This window comes from Saccharibacillus sp. O23, assembly GCF_002205895.1.
In the GTDB taxonomy this organism is placed as follows: Bacteria; Bacillota; Bacilli; order Paenibacillales; family Paenibacillaceae; genus Saccharibacillus.
In genome coordinates this window covers 59036-77861 of the sequence record NZ_NJDE01000013.1, presented here as the reverse complement: position 1 = coordinate 77861, position 18826 = coordinate 59036, and the positions used below count along the sequence as shown (strand labels likewise).

Annotated in this window: 13 protein-coding genes; 3 read left to right on the top strand and 10 right to left on the bottom strand. The window is 58.1% G+C overall.

What is annotated here, in order from left to right; all coding sequences use genetic code 11:
- Nucleotides 1–20: 20 nt before the first annotated feature.
- From CDO73_RS17060 to CDO73_RS17050, 3 genes are all read right to left on the bottom strand, one after another.
- The gene (locus tag CDO73_RS17060) at nucleotides 21–1139 is read right to left on the bottom strand and encodes a hypothetical protein (RefSeq protein ID WP_088489735.1); all 1119 of its coding nucleotides are present in this window, start codon (nucleotides 1137–1139) and stop codon (nucleotides 21–23) included.
- A 458-nt stretch (nucleotides 1140–1597) separates the two neighbouring features.
- Nucleotides 1598–4420 carry a DUF5689 domain-containing protein gene (locus tag CDO73_RS17055; protein ID WP_088489734.1) on the bottom strand — a complete coding sequence of 941 codons (2823 nt, stop codon included), beginning with the start codon at nucleotides 4418–4420 and terminating at the stop codon, nucleotides 1598–1600.
- A 184-nt stretch (nucleotides 4421–4604) separates the two neighbouring features.
- Nucleotides 4605–5627 (bottom strand): UDP-N-acetylmuramate dehydrogenase, encoded by a 1023-nt coding sequence (locus CDO73_RS17050; RefSeq protein ID WP_088489733.1) that lies wholly within the window; start codon nucleotides 5625–5627, stop codon nucleotides 4605–4607.
- Between the two features lie 172 nt (nucleotides 5628–5799).
- Here CDO73_RS17050 and trhO point away from each other — a divergent pair, with 172 nt between their 5' ends.
- Complete coding sequence (gene trhO, locus CDO73_RS17045) at nucleotides 5800–6681, top strand: oxygen-dependent tRNA uridine(34) hydroxylase TrhO (protein ID WP_088489732.1); 882 nt, start codon at nucleotides 5800–5802, stop codon at nucleotides 6679–6681.
- Between the two features lie 132 nt (nucleotides 6682–6813).
- Here trhO and CDO73_RS17040 read toward each other — a convergent pair whose 3' ends face one another.
- From CDO73_RS17040 to CDO73_RS17030, 3 genes are all read right to left on the bottom strand, one after another.
- Nucleotides 6814–7065 carry a YolD-like family protein gene (locus CDO73_RS17040; protein ID WP_088489731.1) on the bottom strand — a complete coding sequence of 84 codons (252 nt, stop codon included), beginning with the start codon at nucleotides 7063–7065 and terminating at the stop codon, nucleotides 6814–6816.
- Nucleotides 7066–7182: 117 nt separating this feature from the next.
- Complete coding sequence (locus CDO73_RS17035; protein ID WP_088489730.1) at nucleotides 7183–8259, bottom strand: LLM class flavin-dependent oxidoreductase; 1077 nt, start codon at nucleotides 8257–8259, stop codon at nucleotides 7183–7185.
- 38 nt (nucleotides 8260–8297) lie between these two features.
- Nucleotides 8298–9317, bottom strand: coding sequence for an acyltransferase family protein (locus CDO73_RS17030; RefSeq protein WP_088489729.1), 1020 nt, complete (start codon nucleotides 9315–9317; stop codon nucleotides 8298–8300).
- Between the two features lie 234 nt (nucleotides 9318–9551).
- Here CDO73_RS17030 and CDO73_RS17025 point away from each other — a divergent pair, with 234 nt between their 5' ends.
- Together CDO73_RS17025 and CDO73_RS17020 are read left to right on the top strand one after the other, a co-directional pair.
- Entirely contained in the window at nucleotides 9552–10841 is a 1290-nt protein-coding gene (locus tag CDO73_RS17025; protein ID WP_088489728.1) for a YcdB/YcdC domain-containing protein, read from the top strand.
- 69 nt (nucleotides 10842–10910) lie between these two features.
- Nucleotides 10911–13097, top strand: coding sequence for a sigma-70 family RNA polymerase sigma factor (locus CDO73_RS17020; RefSeq protein WP_088489727.1), 2187 nt, complete (start codon nucleotides 10911–10913; stop codon nucleotides 13095–13097).
- Between the two features lie 142 nt (nucleotides 13098–13239).
- Here the strand turns inward: CDO73_RS17020 and CDO73_RS17015 are convergent, their stop codons facing one another.
- The 4 genes from CDO73_RS17015 to lacZ all read right to left on the bottom strand — a co-directional run bounded on the left by CDO73_RS17015 (nucleotide 13240) and on the right by lacZ (nucleotide 18647).
- Nucleotides 13240–13776, bottom strand: a complete 537-nt coding sequence (locus tag CDO73_RS17015; RefSeq protein WP_088489726.1) for a DinB family protein — start codon at nucleotides 13774–13776, stop codon at nucleotides 13240–13242.
- An 89-nt stretch (nucleotides 13777–13865) separates the two neighbouring features.
- Nucleotides 13866–14369, bottom strand: coding sequence for a DinB family protein (locus tag CDO73_RS17010; RefSeq protein WP_256972736.1), 504 nt, complete (start codon nucleotides 14367–14369; stop codon nucleotides 13866–13868).
- A 30-nt stretch (nucleotides 14370–14399) separates the two neighbouring features.
- The gene (gene cysK / locus CDO73_RS17005; RefSeq protein ID WP_088489724.1) at nucleotides 14400–15395 is read right to left on the bottom strand and encodes a cysteine synthase A; all 996 of its coding nucleotides are present in this window, start codon (nucleotides 15393–15395) and stop codon (nucleotides 14400–14402) included.
- Nucleotides 15396–15539: 144 nt separating this feature from the next.
- Nucleotides 15540–18647 carry a beta-galactosidase, LacZ type gene (gene lacZ / locus CDO73_RS17000; RefSeq protein WP_088489723.1) on the bottom strand — a complete coding sequence of 1036 codons (3108 nt, stop codon included), beginning with the start codon at nucleotides 18645–18647 and terminating at the stop codon, nucleotides 15540–15542.
- Nucleotides 18648–18826 lie beyond the last annotated feature (179 nt).

The following is an 18826-nucleotide window of genomic DNA, read 5'->3' as shown; positions in this document are numbered from 1 at the left end:
AGGCGGTATTCGCGTTTTATTCAGAACAGGTACTTCCGGAAGTCGGACAAGCTCGTAAAGCGCCGGATCTCGACTCCTTTTCCGCGCAGATATCGTTCCAACGTGATCGCCAACCAATGCGACGCCGACTGAAGCGGTATCAGGTTCGCGGGGTCCAACAGCGGAACGAGCGCGGGCAGCTTGGCCGCATCCGCGATTTTCTTCCCTTCTTCCGCCGCTTCCGATCCGTGCTTCCATTGCCCGGTTTCGCAGAAGACCAAGAAACTGTACAATTCCGCATCCGCTTGAGCCGCCGCGAAAAAAGCCACTTCGTAATCTTTGCGTTCGCAAGCATACTGCACTTTGTCGAGCATGCCTTTGAACTCTTCGTAAAATCCGACGGCTCGTTTCGGATAGTCCGGTTCTTCCGTCTGGACTTCGCTACGCCGACGAGCGATCAGGACGCGAAGCGAATCCGCGAGCCGTTCGCAAGCCGCAACCGTTTCGTTCACGTTAGCGCTGCGCAGAAGGGTGTTCACGTTAGCCTCCAGACCTTCCGGACGAATCGACATATTGTAGAGCTGCGGCAGGTTTCGGCCCCAACCTTTGCGCAAATAGGTCCGGTTCAGCAGCGCGATCGCTTCGAAGATCGGCGTCATGATCTCGTAAGCCTGCATCCGATAATAAGTCAAAGGCCGTCCGGTGCCCGCACGCCGCAATTCGTATAATACGGGATAAACAACCTGCATCTTCGTTTCCGCAAGACGAATGAATTCTTCCTCGCCTTCGAACGAACGCAGGTCTTTGATTTGTCGCTTAAGATTGTTGAACCGTTCCAGATCTTCGTCCGATCGCACATACAACAAACGGCAATCGGCCAGAATGCCGGCTTTGCCGTCCGCCAACGTCGCCATCCGCTCTGCCCGTTCCCAACTGAGCGGCCAGAAGTCGAAACCGATGTCGTGCAGGATAAAGGATAAACCCGCGTTCTTCCCTTCGGGAGTAGCCGGAATGAAAAAGAAGTCCAGATCGGAACGATCCGTCGCGGTTCCGTCCAGATAAGAACCGTAATACGCGGCAATGGCTACGTCTTCCGCATGATGCCGCCGAATTCGCTCGATCAACGTCGAAGAAACATCGAATACGTTGAACTTGTCCATGCTTGAAGTTCCTCCGTTCTTCGCCCGCTCTGAAGACAGCAGGCTTTCCTTTTCATACTAGCACTCTCGAGCCGCAGGAGCAAAATTTTCTTACAGAATCTAGTTAGTTGACCGAATTAAATCTAAGGCTTACGTTCCTCGGAAACACACACGGTTCTAGCGGGTTTTCGAGGGGCGTAACCTCTCCTTACCTTCGGTCAGCGTACCCGTTAGTTGACCGAATTAAATCTAAGGCTTACGTTCTTCGGAAACACGCACGGTTCTAGCGGGTTTTCGAGGGGCGTAACCTCTCCTTACCTTCGGTCAGCGTGCCCGTCAGTTGACCGAATTAAATCTAGGGTTTACGTTCCTCGGAAACCCGCGTCAGGCATCAAAAAGCCGCTTCGCGGATCGCAAAGCGATCGACGAAAGCGGCTTTCAGGTTCGAAACAGATTCGGGCGATGCCGAAAATCGGAGATTAAGCGGCTTTTGCCGCTGCCGCGACTTCGACCTTGATGATCTGCGTCGATGTTTCGCCGGCCGCGTTTTTCAGCACGGCTTTGTATTCGTACGTGCCGGCAGCTTTGCCGTTCACCTTCGTGACGGCCTGCTGCGCGCCCGGAGTCGCGGCGTTCAAGCTCTGCGCGTCGATCAATTGACCGTTTTCGTACAATTCGTACGAAGAAGCATTGGTGCCCCACCAGAGGTTCATGGTCACGTTATAGCTGCCGTCGCGATCCCAATTATCATGCGACAGCACGCCTTGACCCGGGTTCGCGTCCGTGACGTTGACCGTCAGCTTGCCGCTTTGGGTCGTACCGAAACGGTTGGTCAGCGACAGCTCGTATACGTACGATCCGTTCGATTTGCTGGAGACCGGCACGCTCAATTTCTGCGCGCCCGGCGTCACGTCGCTCAGCAGACCTGCGGAGATGACCGCGCCGTTCTCGTACAGCTTGTACGACGAACCGTTATTGCCCCACCACATATTCATGGTCACGTTATAGCTGCCGTCTTGCAGGCCGTTGTCGTGTCCGTTATCGTCGGACAGCACCGGGGTTCCCGGAGCGGCCGTTGCCGGTCCGTCCACCGGCTGCGGTTGTTCCGGTTCTTCCGGTTGAGTGACGGCCGCAGGCGCGAGATCGGCCGCGCCGCGAGGTTTCAACTGGAAGGCGCCGCGGAAGATCGCGGATACGCCCGTAATGTCCAGCTTGTCGCCTTCTTGATACGCGAACTGCTCTTGCGTAAGGCCGGTACGGCCGTCCACGCGAACGTGCGTGACGATGCCGGTCTCCGAAGTCGCATCGAATTCGAACGTTCCCGCGGGAGTCGCGGACACGATATTCGATACTTTGACGTTTTTCAATTGAATCAGTTGACCTTGATTGGCATCCGTTACGGCATCCGCGATCTTCGCCGCAGGAAGCTCGGCCGTGCCGACTTTCTCGATCGCCGTCGGCGTCGTCAGTTCCAGTTCCGTGTTATACAGCGCCAGCGGAGCGGTCACGCGGATCTTGTCGCCTTGATGAAATCCGCTCTGGCTCTGAAAAACGTAGATGCCCGCCGTTTCGTCCTGCAAGTAGAACGCTTGGCCGCCGAACGCTCCCGGCTCCGTCGTGACCACGCCTTCGAGCGTCACGTTCGTGCCTTCCGCCTGCGAGCGGGCCGAAGCGATGGTGCTCAGCTCGGGGGTGTTGGCTCCCGGCTGTTCGATGCCCGGCAGAGGCTGCGCGGGCACGTTGGCGATCGTGACGCTCTTGGTCAGCAGGTTGGTCCCGTTCTGACGCAGACGCAGGCTTGCCGCGCCCGACGTGCCCGGTTTGATGCGCACGGTCAGGTCTTTGTAAGCCAGCCCTTTGGCATCGGCCGTAATGTTGAACGTCGGGCTGTAGCCGTACGAACTCGGCCATGTGCCGTCCGCGTTCTGCACCTGCGCCACCTGCGTTCCGCCTGCCGTGTAGATGCCTGCGCTGAAACCGGACAGCGTCGCGTTCGGCGCGACGTTGCCGAGCTGCACGCGAATTTGGAACTGTTCCGCGTTCGGCAGTTGATCTTGATGGATCAGGCTGTATTCCGGTTGGCTGACGCTGGTCGACGAGCCGTACGAACCCGGTTTGAAGGTCGACGGATCCCACCATTTGTAGCCGGCGGCCGGAGCCGACCACGGTTCGGCCTGCGGCTCCGTGGAAGCGGCCGGAGCTTCGAACGGCAGCAGCGCCGTCGGCTTGTCCAACTGCAAGTTCTCCACTTGGCTCAAGCTCGTATAGGTTTCTTTCTCGGCCAGCCAATCGATCGTGTTCAGCAGCAGCTTGCCGTCGTCGACTTCTTTGAAGCCGTCGTAAGTCGTTTTCTTCGCGCCCGTTTCTTCGCGCAGATATTTCGGCGAAGCGTCTTCGACCGGCGAAGAATCGCCGATAAACGCCGCTTTGCCCAGACCGACTTTGGATACGGCTACGTAAGGACCTTCTTCGACGCCGCCGCCGTTGTAGACGCCTTGATCGACCGCGTTGCCCCAAGCCGCGTTCGTTTTCGGCAGGTACACGATGCCTTTGGCTTTGGTCGGGTCCATGATCGCCAGCGTAGAGCCCGCGTGCATCGCGACCCCTTTCACGCCTTCCGTAATACCGAACGCTTGGTCGGCGGCCACGATATTGTTCGCGGTAATATCGCCCAGCGCGTTGTAGCGGAAACGAACGCCGAAGTTCTCGCCCAGCCAATCGGAGCTGGCGACGCCCTGCATCGCTGCCGAATTTCTTTCTTCCGTGCTCATGCCTTTGGCCGGATCTTCCCAAGCGCCGCGGCGATAGCCGTTGATCGATTCGGAACCGTCCCAACGGTTCTTGTTGCGGTCCGCGTTATAGTGGTCGCCGACAAAGAAAATGCTGCCGCCCTGCTGCACGTACTGCAGCATGGCCGCTTGTTCGCTCGTTTTGAACGGAATATTCGGCTCCGCCACCACGAACACGTCGTAGTCGGCCAGATCCGCGTATGTAATCGGCGTCGATTTCCGCAGTTCTTTGACGGAATACCCGCTGCCCGCGATCCCGTTGCCGAAATCGGAGAAGCCGCCGTCGATCACCCAATCCGCCGCGCCGGCCGTTTGGCCGTGCGTGTTGTCGAACAGCACTTTTTTGCCCGCGTTTTCGTTCACGACTTTGGCATTGATGAACGGCGCCGGATCGCTTGCCGACTCCGCGGACGCCGGAACCGCAGACAGCAGCCCGACTTCGATCGACGCCGCCATCGACAGCGCCAGCACCGCTTTCATGCTTTTCGATCTGAACAGCGTAAACTTACCCACCTAACCGCCTCCTGTTTGGATCTCGTATTGAGAGCATTTTTAAAGACAACCGTTTTTTGGTATCGGGTTGTCCGTGTCTCATTCTAGCACTTGTCCAAATCAGAAGGTACCGTATTCGGTAAAAAATGAAAAAGAAATTGTAAAAAATGCGTAAAATACGAATATTAAGTCTTCCGACCCATGTCTACACGATCACGAGCTCGGGCTCCGGCACGAATCCGAACTCGGCTTCCACCTTCTCTTGAACCAGTTTCACCAGATCGGTCACGTCGCTTGCTTTGGCTCCGCCCCGGTTCTGAATGATATTGCCGTGATGGTCGGAGATCATCGCGCCGCCGCGAACCGTTCCGCGCAGTCCCAAACGGTCCACCAGCTTGCCCATCGGCTCGCCGATCGTATAGTTGTTCTTGAACACGGAGCCGCATGACGGATAATCGAAATGCAGCTTGCCTCCGCGGTCGGCGATCACGTCGAGCAGTTCTTGACGCACTTCGAAGCCCTGCTTGGCGGCGATGTTCAATTCGCCCGCGTAATGCCGGTAATAATCCGGAAGCATGGAAGAAGGCAGGTTCTTGGCTTGCAGTTTCGCGAACAACGCTTCCGTCTCGTCCGGGGTAAGCTTCGGATCGACCGGCAGCTTGAGATCCGCTCCGACGACGATCCACGGTTTGCGCATGAAGATCGAGGTCTTGTAGCCGTATTCGCAGCCCGCGAGCGGCACGGGAATGATGCCCTGCTCCGGATGTTCTTTATCGATCACGTAAGCCGTTTCCAGCACGTCGCTGACTTGGTGGCTGAAATATTTCGCGTTCATGTAGACGCCCGCCCCGAGCGTGCCCGGCAGCAGGAACATGAAATCGAAAGACGAGATGCCCGTGTACAGCCCGAAAAGCGCGAGCAGCGTCATCGGCGTGCCTCCCGACACGAATAAGCGGCCCGGCAGCAGTTTGAATTCGATATGTTCTTTCAAGGAAAAGAACAGCATGTCTTCGTCCGGACGATCCGGGAACAACGTGTTGGAGCCCATGCCGAACAGGAACGGATTCAATCCTTTCGTTTTGGCGCCTTCGAGTACGATCTTCAGTTCTTCGAGCGTATGCGGAAGCGCCAGATGCCGGGCTTCTCCTCCGATCTCGTAAGTCGAAAAAGCATCCAGTCCTACATGGTTGCGGCACAAAAGGTCGAACGTCGGGTTTTGCGAATTCATTTCTTGTACTCTCCTCTTCGCGTTCTTCTATAGGAAATCCGTTCGCGATCTTTGGCGGATCCGCAAACGAATCGATTGACGAATGTCGATAAAAAGTCTAAAATTTTAAGTTGCACGCCAGCATCCTACAGGAAGCGGCGGCAAAAATCAATGAGATTATAGGTGATCATAGATGGAAAATCAGCCGTACCGCATTTTGCTTTTCTATAAATTCGTCAAAATCGACGATCCGGCCGCCTTTACGGCGGAACATCTGCAGTACTGCAAAGACCTCGGGGTCAAAGGACGCATCCTCATCGCGAGCGAAGGCATCAACGGCACGTTGTCGGGCACGTACGAGCAGACCGAACAATACATGAAAGACCTGCTGGCCGACGAGCGTTTCGCGGATACCGTATTCAAGATCGACGAATCCGAAGGCCATGCGTTCAAGAAAATCTTCGTGCGCCACAAAGAAGAATTGGTCACGTTCCGTTACGAAAAAGAATTGGATCCCAACGTCACGTTCGGCAAACGCCTGTCTCCGAAAGAGTTCCACGAGCAGCTTCAACGCGACGACGTGATCGTGCTCGACGGACGGACCGACTACGAATACGATCTGGGCCATTTCCGCAACGCGATTCGCCCGGATATCGATTCGTTCCGCGAGTTCCCGCAGTGGATCCGCGAGAATCTGTCGGAACACAAAGACAAAACGATCTTGACGTACTGCACGGGCGGCATCCGCTGCGAGAAGCTGACCGGCTTCATGCTCGAAGAAGGCTTCGCGGACGTCGGCCAACTCGAAGGCGGCATCGTCACTTACGGCAAAGACCCGGAGGTCAAAGGCGATCTGTTCGACGGCAAATGCTATGTATTCGACGAACGCATCTCGGTACCGATCAACCATGTGGCGCCGAGCGTCGTCGGGACCTGCTATCACTGCGAAGAGCCGACGGACGTATACGTCAACTGTCCGGTATGCAATCTTCAGCATCTGGTCTGCGAATCCTGCGCCGACGAGCACAGTCATTACTGCTCGGACGAATGCAAAGAATCGGTAACCGCCGTTTAAGCGAACAACCAGAAAAAAGGCTCTATCCGGAAAACGTCCGGGCAGAGCTTTTTTTTGTATTTCTTCAGGCTCGAAACTTCCGCGGTGCAGATCGCCTGCTTGGGGCGTACAAGCCCCGGACGGCCGAAGCCGTCAATCGCGCGGATAGTTCACCGCCATAATGTCCATAAAAGGGACTTTGCGCATGTCTTCGCCTTGTTCGACATGCACTCTTCCGGTTCGCGGGTCCATCTTGACGATCATGCCCCGAACCGCTTCTTCCACTCCCCAGACCGTCAATTCCACAACGGATTTCTCCTGGTAGGCCTCAGTCAGTTGATTCCCTATTTCTTCCAGAACAAACTCGTCGCGGGTCGGGCGTTTTGCTACTTTGCCTTTTGCCAAACCGCTTCCTCCTCGCAATCGCGTGATTCCTTCATTATAGCATTATTCAGGCTTCAGGTCGCGCGAAAAAGCGAATTTTCCGAAAAAATTACGCACACGCGTTCGCGTATTCGTTATTCAGCTTACGGTCTCCCGACCGCGAAGCGCCGCGACGTCCGCCAGCATCTCGTACGAACGAAGCCGTTCGCCGTGGTCGTAAATCCCGCTGGTCACGATCAACTCGTCGGCCTGCGTCCGCTCGACCAACGCTCGGAGCCTCTGCTCGACCGTCTCGCGATCGCCGACGATGGCCGATTCCATCCGTTTGCGCACGGCCGCCAGTTCGAGCGGATCGAGCTGCGACGACAGATCGGCCGGAGGTTGAATCTTGCCGGGACGTCCGCGGGTCAAAGCGACGACCTGCTGCTGCATCGTGGTCGAGAGGAATTCCGCCCGCTCCTGCGTATCGGCCGCGATCAGCGAAACGCCCAGCATCACGTAAGGCTCCGACAGAATGTCCGAAGGCCGGAACGTGCTGCGGTAAACTTCCAGCGCCCGATCCAGATAATCCGGCGAGAAATGGCCCGCGAAAGAGAACGGCAGACCTTGATAAGCCGCCAAGCGGGCGCTGAAGTCGCTGGAGCCGAGCAGCCAGATCGGAACGTCCAAGCCTTCGCCCGGAACGGCGCGAAGCGGCGCATGATAAGAAGTCTTCGACGCGTCGAAGTAGCTTCTCAGTTCTTCCAGAAGCTGCGGGAAGTCTTCGCCGCTGTTCAGGTCGCGCCGCAGCGCAAGCGACGTGCGCCGGTCGCTGCCCGGCGCGCGTCCCAGCCCCAGATCGATCCGGCCGGGATACATCGATTCGAGCGTGCCGAACTGTTCGGCGATGACCAGCGGCGCATGGTTCGGCAGCATGATGCCGCCCGCGCCGACGCGGATCGTCGAAGTGCCGGCCGCGAGATAACCGATCACGACGGAAGTCGCCGAGCTGGCGACGCCCGGCATATTATGATGTTCCGCTACCCAGTAGCGGTTATAGCCCCATTTTTCCGCATGCCGCGCCAGATCCAGACTGTCCCGGAAAGCGTCGGCCGCGGTTTTGCCTTCGACGATCTGCGACAGATCGAGCACCGAGATCGGCAGGTCTCCGAGCTTTTTGCGCGCCGGCCGTTGTTCGCCGGACGACTTCGAAAAATCTTGATTCGATTCGGTCATTTTGATCTTCCTCTCTTTCGGTCTTTCTTAAAAACGATTTATCGGCCTGCTTCCGCTCCGCCGTCTTGATTTTGCCTCTTGAACAGGCGATCCAGCTTCGGTTCGAGCAGCCAGCCGAATCGGCTTCGCACGAAGGCGGACGATAGAGCCGCCGTAAGCAGGAGCCCCGACGGAATCAGCAGCAGCGTCCATGCGGATTCTCCGTAATTTTCGTAGAATCCGGCCGCGATCAATCCTTTGACGATAAATCCGTGCAGCAGATACGCATAGAGCGTATACCGGCCGAGCGACGACGCGAGCGGCACGCTGCGCCCCGTCATGAGCACCATGACGGATCCGCCGATCAGAGCGGCCGCGGCGTAAGCGAGCACGCGGTACAGCCCCGCCGTCCATTCCGGATGGTCGATCGCGCGGTAAGGCAGGCTGCCGTAGAACCATTCCGGACGCAGCCCGCTTCCGTATTTTATCATAACGAACGCGGCGGCGCCCAACACCGCGATCGCGGCGGCGCGAACGAGCGGCGTCCGCACGCGGTCGATCGTTTCTTTATCCAAGTAATAACCCGCCAAGAAAAACGGGAAAAAGACGATCGTCCGCGAAATGCTGGCGTAATACTCCGCGTCCGCGGCGTACCCGGCCAGAATGGCGATGACGAGCGAAATCGGCAGCGCCCAGCGGATCTTCACGGCGTAAGGCAGCAGCATTTTCCAGATGATCATGCTGAAGATGAACCACATCAACCAATAAGGCGTGAAATACGAGAATCGCAGCTTGTCCGCGCCCATCACGAAATAATCGAACAGCGAATACAAGCTCTCGAAGATCAGGTAAGGCACGATCAGAGAACCGACCACTTTGATGCGGTAATCGCCGCTGGTGATCTTTTTGCAGAAAAAGCCCGAAATCAGCACGAACAACGGAATATGAAACGAATAAATAAACAAATATAACGGCCGAAAAGCGGCTTGTCCGCTGAGCGGCTCGATCAGATGTCCGATCACGACGAGCGAGATCAGCAAAAACTTCATGTTGTCGAAATAAGCATCCCGCTTTGCCATCTTATCCTCTCCTTCGTCGGAGCCGGATCCGCTTTCTTCCATAAAAAACGTCAAGTCCGATTCTTGTCCTGCGCTGCGCGCATCCGTCGCGCGGCATCCGGCTAATCTGGCTTGGGGACCATATACCCGCCTCGCCGCATCGTGAACCTTCGCTGCAGAGCCGCGCGGCGCGGATATGGTATGATGAATCCAAAGGTCGACCAGCCATTCCACTCATGCAAGGAGGCATCAGCCATGGAACAGCAGCAAGGAAATCCGGCAGCCAAACCGCTTACGGAAACTTTACGTTCCGAGATGCGCGCCAAGGCGCGCGCTTTGGCGGAGTCGCTGCTTATGTTCGACGATATCGAAGCTTTTCTGGACAGCGAGGAGCAGGAGATCGGGAGAAACGGAGCGCCGCAAACGGCCTTCATGCGGGAAAACGAAGACGGCGATCTCCTTTTGTCCGCCGTATTCGGAGCGGACGGGCGGCTCGTTCATTATGCGGCGGGCAGCGAGCTGCATACGGCTTCGCCGCAAGACCGTCCGGCGCTGACGATCGCGGAACTTCGAAACGCCGCCGAAACGTTCGCGCGCGAGGAATACCCCGATTTCCCTGCCGGTTTCGACGGGCGCGAAGTCCGCGAACACGAAGCCGGCGCGACCTTCGTTTACACGCAGATCGCGTCCGGTATTCCGCTGCCGGAATCCGGTTTTCGGATCGAGGTCAATCCGATCGGCTTCGTGTCCGTCTTCATCTTCGAAGGGCGAAAACCCGAACCTGCCCGGCCTGCAAAATCGCGAACGCCCGAGCAAGCGTTACGGATCTTCGCGGACCGGTTGACGCTGAAATTGGGCATTCATTTTCTGCATAAACAAGCGTACGAGCAGGGCGACGATCGGCTGCATCTGGTCTATATGGCCGAAGCGTACGCTTCTCTGCTTCCGGCCGATGCCGAAGAACAATCGCCGGCCGTCAAGCCGTACGCGAACCTTCTTCCGGATCGGGAAGATTCGCATGCGGAGACCGTACCGCCGGACCGGCAGGAAAGCTGCGCGCAGGCTCTGGAAGCCGCGCGGCGGGAACAGCCGGAACTGGCTCCTTTTCTGGTCTATGCGCTGCAAGAGAATGTATTTCCGCCGGCGCAAGATCTCTTAGACGCCGAATCGGAGGACGGCAGCGAGACGATGTCTTTCCGCTTCGCCGTACGCAAAAACGGACTGCCGATCTTCAAGCGGGAGCTTGAAGCGGACGTCAACGTCGAGATCGATCGCGGCAGCGGCAGGCCGACGTTCTATCTCGGTTCGGATATCGATGCGGCGGAGCTTGCGGCGCTTTCCGCGGTCCCCGCTTTTTCCGAAGAAGAAGCCCGGCGGCGGCTGCTCGCCTCCCTGCGCGCCAAGCCGGTCTGGACGCTTGAACGAACCGGCCCCGCGGCCGAACGCTATCGCTTGGCCTACCGAATGGAGCATCGGGAATCCGGGCGTCTGGTCATGGGCGTGGACGCGGCCGACGGACGGATTCTGACTTGCGGATTTTTTTGAAAAATTAAAACCTTTTGCCGCGCCCGCCGATCCAATCCGTGAACGCTGTTTCGAAAAGGAGGAAATTCATTGAATTCGGATCTGCTGGTTCGTCGGGCCGCGGGCGGAGACTCGCAGGCTTTTGCCGAACTGATCGGCGCGGAGCGCACGCGGATGCTGCGCGTAGCCGGCTATTATGTCCGCGACCGCAACGACGCCGAAGACGTCGTTCAAGAAGCGATCTGCCGCGCGCTGGTCGCCCTGCCTTCATTAAAGGAACCGGCTTACTTTCGTACATGGTTGACGCGTATCGTCATCAACGCTTCGCTGAGCCTGCTGCAGCGGAACCGCCGAACGATACCGTCAGGCGGCATCGAAGAAGAACGGCTCGATCCCGCATCGGCCGATCACGACCGCCGCCTTGACCTGCTGCAAGCTTTGGCCGATCTGCCTTCCCGATACCGCCGGATCGTCATCTTGAGATACCTGCACGATCTCAAGCAGACGGAGGTGGCGGAACTGTTGGAACTTCCGCTGGGAACGGTGAAGACGCTGCAGAGCAAAGCGCTTAAGCTGCTGCGCGAACATTACCGGGACGAGATGGCGGAACGCGGACTCGATCGTTCCACGGCTCGCGGAGATTCCGACGAATCCGACAAACGGAGGCTCGGCGATATGTACGGCAAACACGAAGCCCCGGCGGAACAAGAAATCGCCGAAAAGCTGCGTCAGCTTCGCAGTCAAGCCCAAACGTTCATGCGGCGTGAAACCGCTCTGGAAGAAGCAAGGCTGCAGCCGTTTATCGAAGAAGTGTTTCGGCAAGGCGACGAGATCAAAGAGCTTCTGTTCGTTTGGAACAAACCCGGCACCGAGTTCGGCTTATCGGTGACGCTGAACGTCGAAGGCGAGCTGACCGATTACGCGGTCGATCCCGGACTTTACGGCGAGGCTTCAGACCGGCCGCGTTTGAACGAGCAAGAACTGCTTCAGATCGGCGAACGCTTCGTACGCGACCATTATCCCGACGCGCCGGATCTGTTCGGCCGACCGGAAGCGGAAGATCGGGGCGACCGTATCTTCTTTACCGCTTATCAGTATGCTTCGGGCATGCCGCTGCCCCGCTCGGGTTATCAGATCGACCTGCATCGTTCGGGCTTCGTGTCGGCATTCAAGTATTTCGGGTCGCGTCCTCAGCCTGTACTGCCTGAAGATCGGCTCACGCCGCAGGAAGCGCTGGACCGAATCGCGAGCGGTCTTGAGATGAAGCTTTATGTCAACATGCTGCACGAGTCGGTGTATGCGGAAGGCGACGATCGGCTGCATCTGCTCTACGTGCCCGAACCTTTCCTGACAGGAATTCCGGCGCTGCGGAGCGGAGAAGCCGATCCCCGGCCTAATGAAGTCGACGACCCGAAGTTCGATCCGTGCGCGGGAGAAAACGGGCCGATCGCGGATTTCATGCAGAGGTTCCGGCAGCAGAAAGGTGCCTGTTCGCCGACTTCGCCGCTGGAATGGATCGGAGTACGCGAAGAAGACTTCGAGCTCTTGCGGGAAGCCGATATGGGCGGCGAACGGACGATCGTTTACCGCCGCAGATCGGCGGCTTCGAATCGCGATCTTCAGGTTCCTTATACGCTGGACGGTTATATGCAGACGCTTAACGAGGACACGATCAAAGTTCGAATCGACCGCGAATCGGGACGGCTCTCGGGACTTATGGATTTGCGCGAAGAACGCGGCGGCCTGAGTCTCGACGATAATGCTTGCCTGCAGATCGCTTTGCGATTTTTGCATGCGGCCGATCCCGGCATCTTGCCTTATCTGCGGCTCGACGAGCGCGAAGCGGACGAAGACGATTCTGTCGACGAACCGCTGCACCCGGACGATAACGCGAAAACCGCAGAGTCTGTCGCAGCTTTTCGACGCCGCAACCCCGTTTTCCGCTTTTCCGTCTGCAAAAATGGGGTTCCCGGCTTCTGGCATCACGTATCGATCGGCGTCAACCGCTCGACGGGATTCGTCGTTCATTATATGGGCGCCGATCTGGACGCCGAAGAACTGCGGCAGCTGTCCGTTGTCCCTGCCCTGACGCCCGAAGAAGCGAAATTGCGGCTTCTGCAGGCATTGGACCTTCGTCTCTGCTGGGAGCTCCATTACGGAGAACATTCTTCGCAGCGGACTTATCTTCCGTACTACAAGCCGTTCGGACCGGACGAAGACCGGAAAATCCGGATGGTCGAAGCCCATACGGGGACGATCATCTCGGAAAAAACATAAACCGATCCTCGGGATCGAACAACAGGACATCACGAACAGCCCGCTCTTTACCGGAGGCGGGCTGTTCGCTTGCTCATAGGCTGATGTCGAAGGCATTTAACCGAATATGCGAATCTGCATCATGCAAACGTATGCCGGACGTTCAGCTTCTCGACGAACGCCGCATCATCCCCAACATCCGGAAGATCTGGCCGCGGTGATGCGCTTCGTGTTCGATCAAGTGATACACGATCCACTCGGGCGTCACTTCGTATTCGTCCGGCAGCAGACGGTACGTGCGCCAATCTTCGGCATCGATCGAACGGAGTTTATCCAGAAAGTCTCTACGGACCGCCGCCAGACGTTCCAAATGCCGCTCCAAGCTCTCGCCCGGCGGGCACCAGATCTCGCCCTGCTCGTCCCGGGTGGGCGCGGCGAACCACGATTCGATCTCCGGATCCAAGTCTTTCCGTCCGAACATGTCGAAATGCAGCCAGCTCGTCTCTACGTCCGCGATATGGTACAGCAGCGCTCCGACGGTCGTCTTATTTTCTCCCTGCGGCGCATCGAGTTCCTGCTGAGTGATGCCTTCCAGCTTCTCCAACAGTTCGCGGCGCACGTCTTCCATCATCCACAGCATTCGCCCGATCTCTTCCGGGTAACCCGGTAGGGCGCGGATAGCAAGCTTCGGTTCGTTCATCGGGAGTCCTCCTTCGTTTTTTGGAAATGAGCGGACGCGCACCGAATGGGTTCGTTGCTTGGTCCGAGTCGTACGGTTCGAACACGCGATCAGCTTCTCAGCTGCTTGACCATCTGCGCGATCTGTCCCCGATGATGCGCTTCGTGTTCGATCAGATGGTAGACGACCCACTCGGGCGTGACATCGTAATCCGGCAGCGTGCGCGGACGACGCCAATCTTCCGGACCGATCGAGCGAAAATGCTCCAAGAAGTCTTTGCGGACCGCCGACAACCGCTCCGAATGCTGTTCGAAGCTCTCGCCGCCGACCGGACTCAATCGGCCTTCCGCATCGCGATGCGACGCCGGAAACCATGTCTCGATCTCCGGTCCCGGCTCGCTCTCCAACACTTCCGCATACAGCCAATCGGCTTCGATCAGCGCGATATGGTACAGCAGCGAACCGACCGTCGAAGCCTGTCCTTCGAGTTTGCGATCCAATTCTTCCGGCTTCAGCCCGCGGACCAGATCCAGCAGCGTGCGCCGCACGTCTTCCATTCCCCACAGCCAACGCCCGATCTCTTCCGGGTAACCCGGCAGCGCGGCGATCGTCAAATTTTTTCGGCTCAGACGTTTTCCTCTTTTCTATTCGGATTTCGGCTCTTCGAACAATCCCATGCTCAAATAACGTTCTCCGGTATCCGGAGCGATGCAGACGACGCGTTTGCCCGGTCCGAGCCGCTCGGCGATCTTCATGGCGGCGAACACCGAAGCGCCCGAAGACGGGCCGAGCAGCATGCCTTCCAGACGAGCCAGCTTCCGCATCGTATCCAGCGCTTCTTCGTCCCGCACGCGGATGATCTCGTCATAGACTCCGGTGTTCAGAATCGAAGGCACGAAGCCCGGGCTGGTGCCGACCAGCTTATGCGGACCCGGCGAACCGCCGGACAGCACCGGCGAGCCTTCGGGTTCCACCACGGCGATATGCAGGCCGGGCAGCGACGCCCGGAGCGTCTCGCCCGTTCCGGTAATCGTGCCGCCCGTTCCCGCCGTGGCGACGAACGCGTCGAGCCTTTCTTCCGTCTGCTCCAGAATCTCGACCGCCGTCGTGCCCCGGTGGGCATCGGGATTCGCCCGGTTCTCGAACTGCTGCGGAATGAAGGCGTCGGGAATCGACGCTTGAAGTTCCAGCGCCCGCGCGATCGCGCCGGGCATGCGCTGCGCGCTCGGCGTCAGTTCGACCCGAGCGCCGTACGCTTTGAGCAGATTGATCCGTTCGCGCGACATATTGTCGGGCATGACCAGAATCGCCCGGTAGCCGCGCGCCGCCGCGATCATCGCCAGACCGATGCCGGTATTGCCGCTGGTCGGTTCGATGATCGTGCTTCCCGGACGAAGCTTGCCGGCTTGTTCCGCGGCTTCGATCAAGCCTCGCGCCGCGCGGTCTTTGACGCTGCCGGACGGATTGAAATATTCCAGCTTCACGAAGATTTCGGCCGCGCCTTTCGGAGCGGTACGACCCAGGCGCACCATCGGCGTATCGCCGATCAGGCGGGCGATATCGGGATAGACGCCGCCGTGCGCCGCAGATTTTCCGCCTTGCGTATCCGCCGGATCGGAGGTTTGTACATGAGGTCTCATCGCAGATCCCTTCTTTCTCAAAGCTTGATTCTAAATGAATCGAGCGGCTTCGCCCGACTGCCGAACAACGAAGAAAAACGGCCCGCGAAGGCCGTTTTCCGGTTTGACGCTTATATTATTGTAACCGATTTGCCGTTCGAACGCTTATTGTTCGCTTTGCACGCCGCGGAGCGTGAACCGGTACGCGTAAGTCCGGTCGGAAGGCAGCGTGAACTCTTCGTGCGTTACCGCCTGCCAACTGTCGTCGCCGCCTACGCCCATCTGACGATGGTTCACGCGCAGCACGGTACGGTCCGACTTCGGAAGCTTGTATCCGTGGTCGCAAGCTTCCAGCGTTTCCGGGCTGTAAGGCAGCGCGTTCAGTTCGACTTCCGGCGAACCTTCCACGCGCAGTCCGCTGCCGGAAGCGTCGGTCAGCTCGGCCCAACGCACGCCGGTCTTGTTGCCGACTTCTTGAGGGCGCAGGTAAGGGGTAACCTGATCGGCCACTTTGCCCGAGTAGATGCCCAGACGCGCGCTCTGATGGCGGTCCCAATAGTTCTCGTGCGGGCCGCGGCCGTACCATTGCAGCGTGTCCAGATCGCCGCGAAGTTCGAGCAGCAGACCGATCTCCGGAATTTCCGGCAGTCCTTCGCCCGGCTTGAACGTCATCGAGACGGCGATCCCGCCCGATCCCGAGACTTCGTACGTCAGTTCGACTTCCGATTGCGGAGCCGTCGGCAGCGCGAGCAGAGTCTTCAAGACGACCGTTCCTTGCGTTTCCGAAGCGTCCAAGCGGAGCAGCTTGCGGTTCCGGCCGGCTTCGCGCCAGATCGCGCTGCGCTCGTCGAGCTTGCTGCCGCGATCGTTATCCGTCAGCGCGCGCCAGAAGTTCGGACGCACGGCGGCGAGCAGCAGCTCTTGTCCTTGCCACAGTAGCGAAGACAGATCGCCGCTTTCTTTGTCGAACACGACCGCCAGCTGTTCGCCCGTCACGGTCAGCTTCTGACCGTCGTCTTCCGTCTTGAGCGGAGTTCCGGAAGCCGGCTGCGCCGCCGGCGCTTCTTCGCCCGCCGGAGGCAGAATGAATTGACCGAACGCGATCTCGTGGCCGCTCGCCGCCCAGAAACGGTCTTCCTGTTCGCTCAGCGACAGCGTCAGCGTATACTCTCCCGCGGATGCCGGAAGAGTGAACGGTACGACGATCTCGGTGTTTTCGCCCGGAGCCAATTGCAGAGGCAGCGTGCCGCGTTCGACCACTACGCCTTCGCGGGCCGTTTCCCAAGTCAGTTTGTAGCGGTTCAGATCCGTGAACAGGAAGTCGTTGTACACGCGAACCAAACCGTTGTTCAGATCGATCTCTTCGAAACGAACGTTCTGGTAGCACGTCTTGACTTCGAGCAGCTTCGGCGTCACCGTGCGATCGGCGAAAATAAGGCCGTTTCCGCAGAACGTGCCGTCGTTCGGCGAATCGCCGAAGTCGCCGCCGTACGCCAGATAATCGACGCCGTCCGCCGTCTTCGTCCGGATCGCTTGGTCGATCCAGTCCCAGATAAAGCCGCCTTGCAGTACCGGATATTTATACGTCAGATCCGTGTACTTGAACAGGTTGCCGCAGGAGTTGCCCATCGCGTGGCTGTATTCGCACAAGATAAACGGCTTCTGCGGATTCTCCTGCGCGTATTTCTCGACATTCTGAGGCGTCGTGTACATATGGCTTTCGATATCGGAAGCGGCGTCCCATTCGCGCGCATGGAAGGTGCCTTCGTAATGCACGAGACGGGTCTTGTCTACCGCATGGAAGAAGTTCGCCATATGCAGGAAGTTCTCGCCGCCCCACGATTCGTTGCCGAGCGACCAGATGATGATCGACGCATGGTTCTTGTCGCGCTGGTACATCGAATTCGCCCGATCCAGCACGTTGGCGCGCCAGTGCGGCTTGCTGCCCGGCACGGTGCGTTCGGCTTCTTCGGTCTGTCCGTATTCCCAGCTTCCGTGCGTTTCCAAGTTCGTCTCGTCGATCACGTACAGTCCGTATTCGTCGCACAGATCGTACCAGCGCGGCTGGTTCGGATAATGCGAAGTGCGCACGGCATTGATATTATGGGCCTTCATCAATTTGATGTCCGCGATCATGTCCTCTTCCGTAACGGAACGTCCTCTGTCGGCGCTGAATTCGTGACGGTTCACGCCTTTGAACACGATGCGTTTGCCGTTGATCTTCATTACGCCATCTTCGATCGCGAAATGACGGAATCCTACGCGGAACTTCACCGCTTCGACTTCGCCGTTCTCGTCCGAGAGGGACAAGACAAGCGTGTACAGGTTCGGCGTTTCGGCCGACCATTTTGCCGGCTTCGGCACGGCAGCGGACAAGTCGGCGGCATACAGAAGGTCTTTTTGCACATCCACTTCCGCGGTCATGCGCGCCGACGCTTCCCGTCCGGACGCGTCGAGCAGCTTGGCTTCCAGCTTGTACGTCCCGCCTTTTTTGCCGAACGGATTGCCGATTTGCACGCCCACTTGAAGATAACCGTCTTCGAACCGGTCGTCCAATTCCGCCGTCGCGAGCACGTCGGCGATTTGCACTTTCGGTTTGGCGTACAAGAACACGTCGCGGAAAATGCCGCTCATGCGCCAGAAATCCTGATCTTCCAGCCAGCTCGCGTCGCACCAACGGAAGACCTGCACCGCCAGTTTGTTTTCGCCTTTGCGCAGATACGGGGTCAGCAAGAATTCGGCCGGCGTGAACGTGTCTTCGCTGTATCCGACCAGATCGCCGTTTACCCATATGTAGAAGCACGACTCCACGCCTTGGAAACTGATATAGACCGGGCGGTCTTCCCACTCTTCCGGCACTTCGAACGTCCGCACGTACGAACCTACGGGGTTGAATTCGGTCGGCGCGAACGGAGGCTGGAGATCTTCGCGTCCTTCCCACGGGTAACGCACGTTCGTGTACTGCGGGTAATCGTATCCGTGCAGCTGCCAATGGGCAGGAACCGGGATATCGTCCCAATCTTCGGTCGAGTAACCGATTTCATAAAAATTCTCCGGACGATCCGCCGGTTTATCGACATGATGGAATTTCCACGTGCCGTTCAGCGAACGCACGCGGCTGGAAGTCGCGCTTCCGCTCAACGCTTCCTCCGCATCGGCATAAGGAGTCAAAGCCGCGCGGGCATCCAGGCGGTTTAATTGGAAGATTTCAGGGTTATTGTTCCATTCCGGGTAACCGTTCTCAGGAGCGACGTACTTGTATTTTTTCAACATCTCTTTTCACCTCATCAGCAAAATTAAAGCGCTCGATCGAAGACTGAACCTGTGCTTAAGCCCTTATCAACACTAAACGTAAGGTTACGCTCCCCTGAGATTTCGTACCTAAAGCATGTACGAAGTCTCCGACGGAATCGCACCGCAAGCGCGTGCATTTCAGGAAATCGTAAACCTTG

Bases quoted from the DNA above. Each gene is read 5' to 3' on its own strand.
- CDO73_RS17015 (WP_088489726.1), bottom strand. From the start codon at position 13,776: ATGAACGAACCGAAGCTTGCTATCCGCGCCCTACCGGGTTACCCGGAA.
- trhO (WP_088489732.1), top strand. From the start codon at position 5,800: ATGGAAAATCAGCCGTACCGCATTTTGCTTTTCTATAAATTCGTCAAA.
- CDO73_RS17060 (WP_088489735.1), bottom strand. From the start codon at position 1,139: ATGGACAAGTTCAACGTATTCGATGTTTCTTCGACGTTGATCGAGCGA.
- cysK (WP_088489724.1), bottom strand. From the start codon at position 15,395: ATGAGACCTCATGTACAAACCTCCGATCCGGCGGATACGCAAGGCGGA.
- CDO73_RS17025 (WP_088489728.1), top strand. From the start codon at position 9,552: ATGGAACAGCAGCAAGGAAATCCGGCAGCCAAACCGCTTACGGAAACT.
- CDO73_RS17030 (WP_088489729.1), bottom strand. From the start codon at position 9,317: ATGGCAAAGCGGGATGCTTATTTCGACAACATGAAGTTTTTGCTGATC.
- lacZ (WP_088489723.1), bottom strand. From the start codon at position 18,647: ATGTTGAAAAAATACAAGTACGTCGCTCCTGAGAACGGTTACCCGGAA.
- CDO73_RS17050 (WP_088489733.1), bottom strand. From the start codon at position 5,627: ATGAATTCGCAAAACCCGACGTTCGACCTTTTGTGCCGCAACCATGTA.
- CDO73_RS17035 (WP_088489730.1), bottom strand. From the start codon at position 8,259: ATGACCGAATCGAATCAAGATTTTTCGAAGTCGTCCGGCGAACAACGG.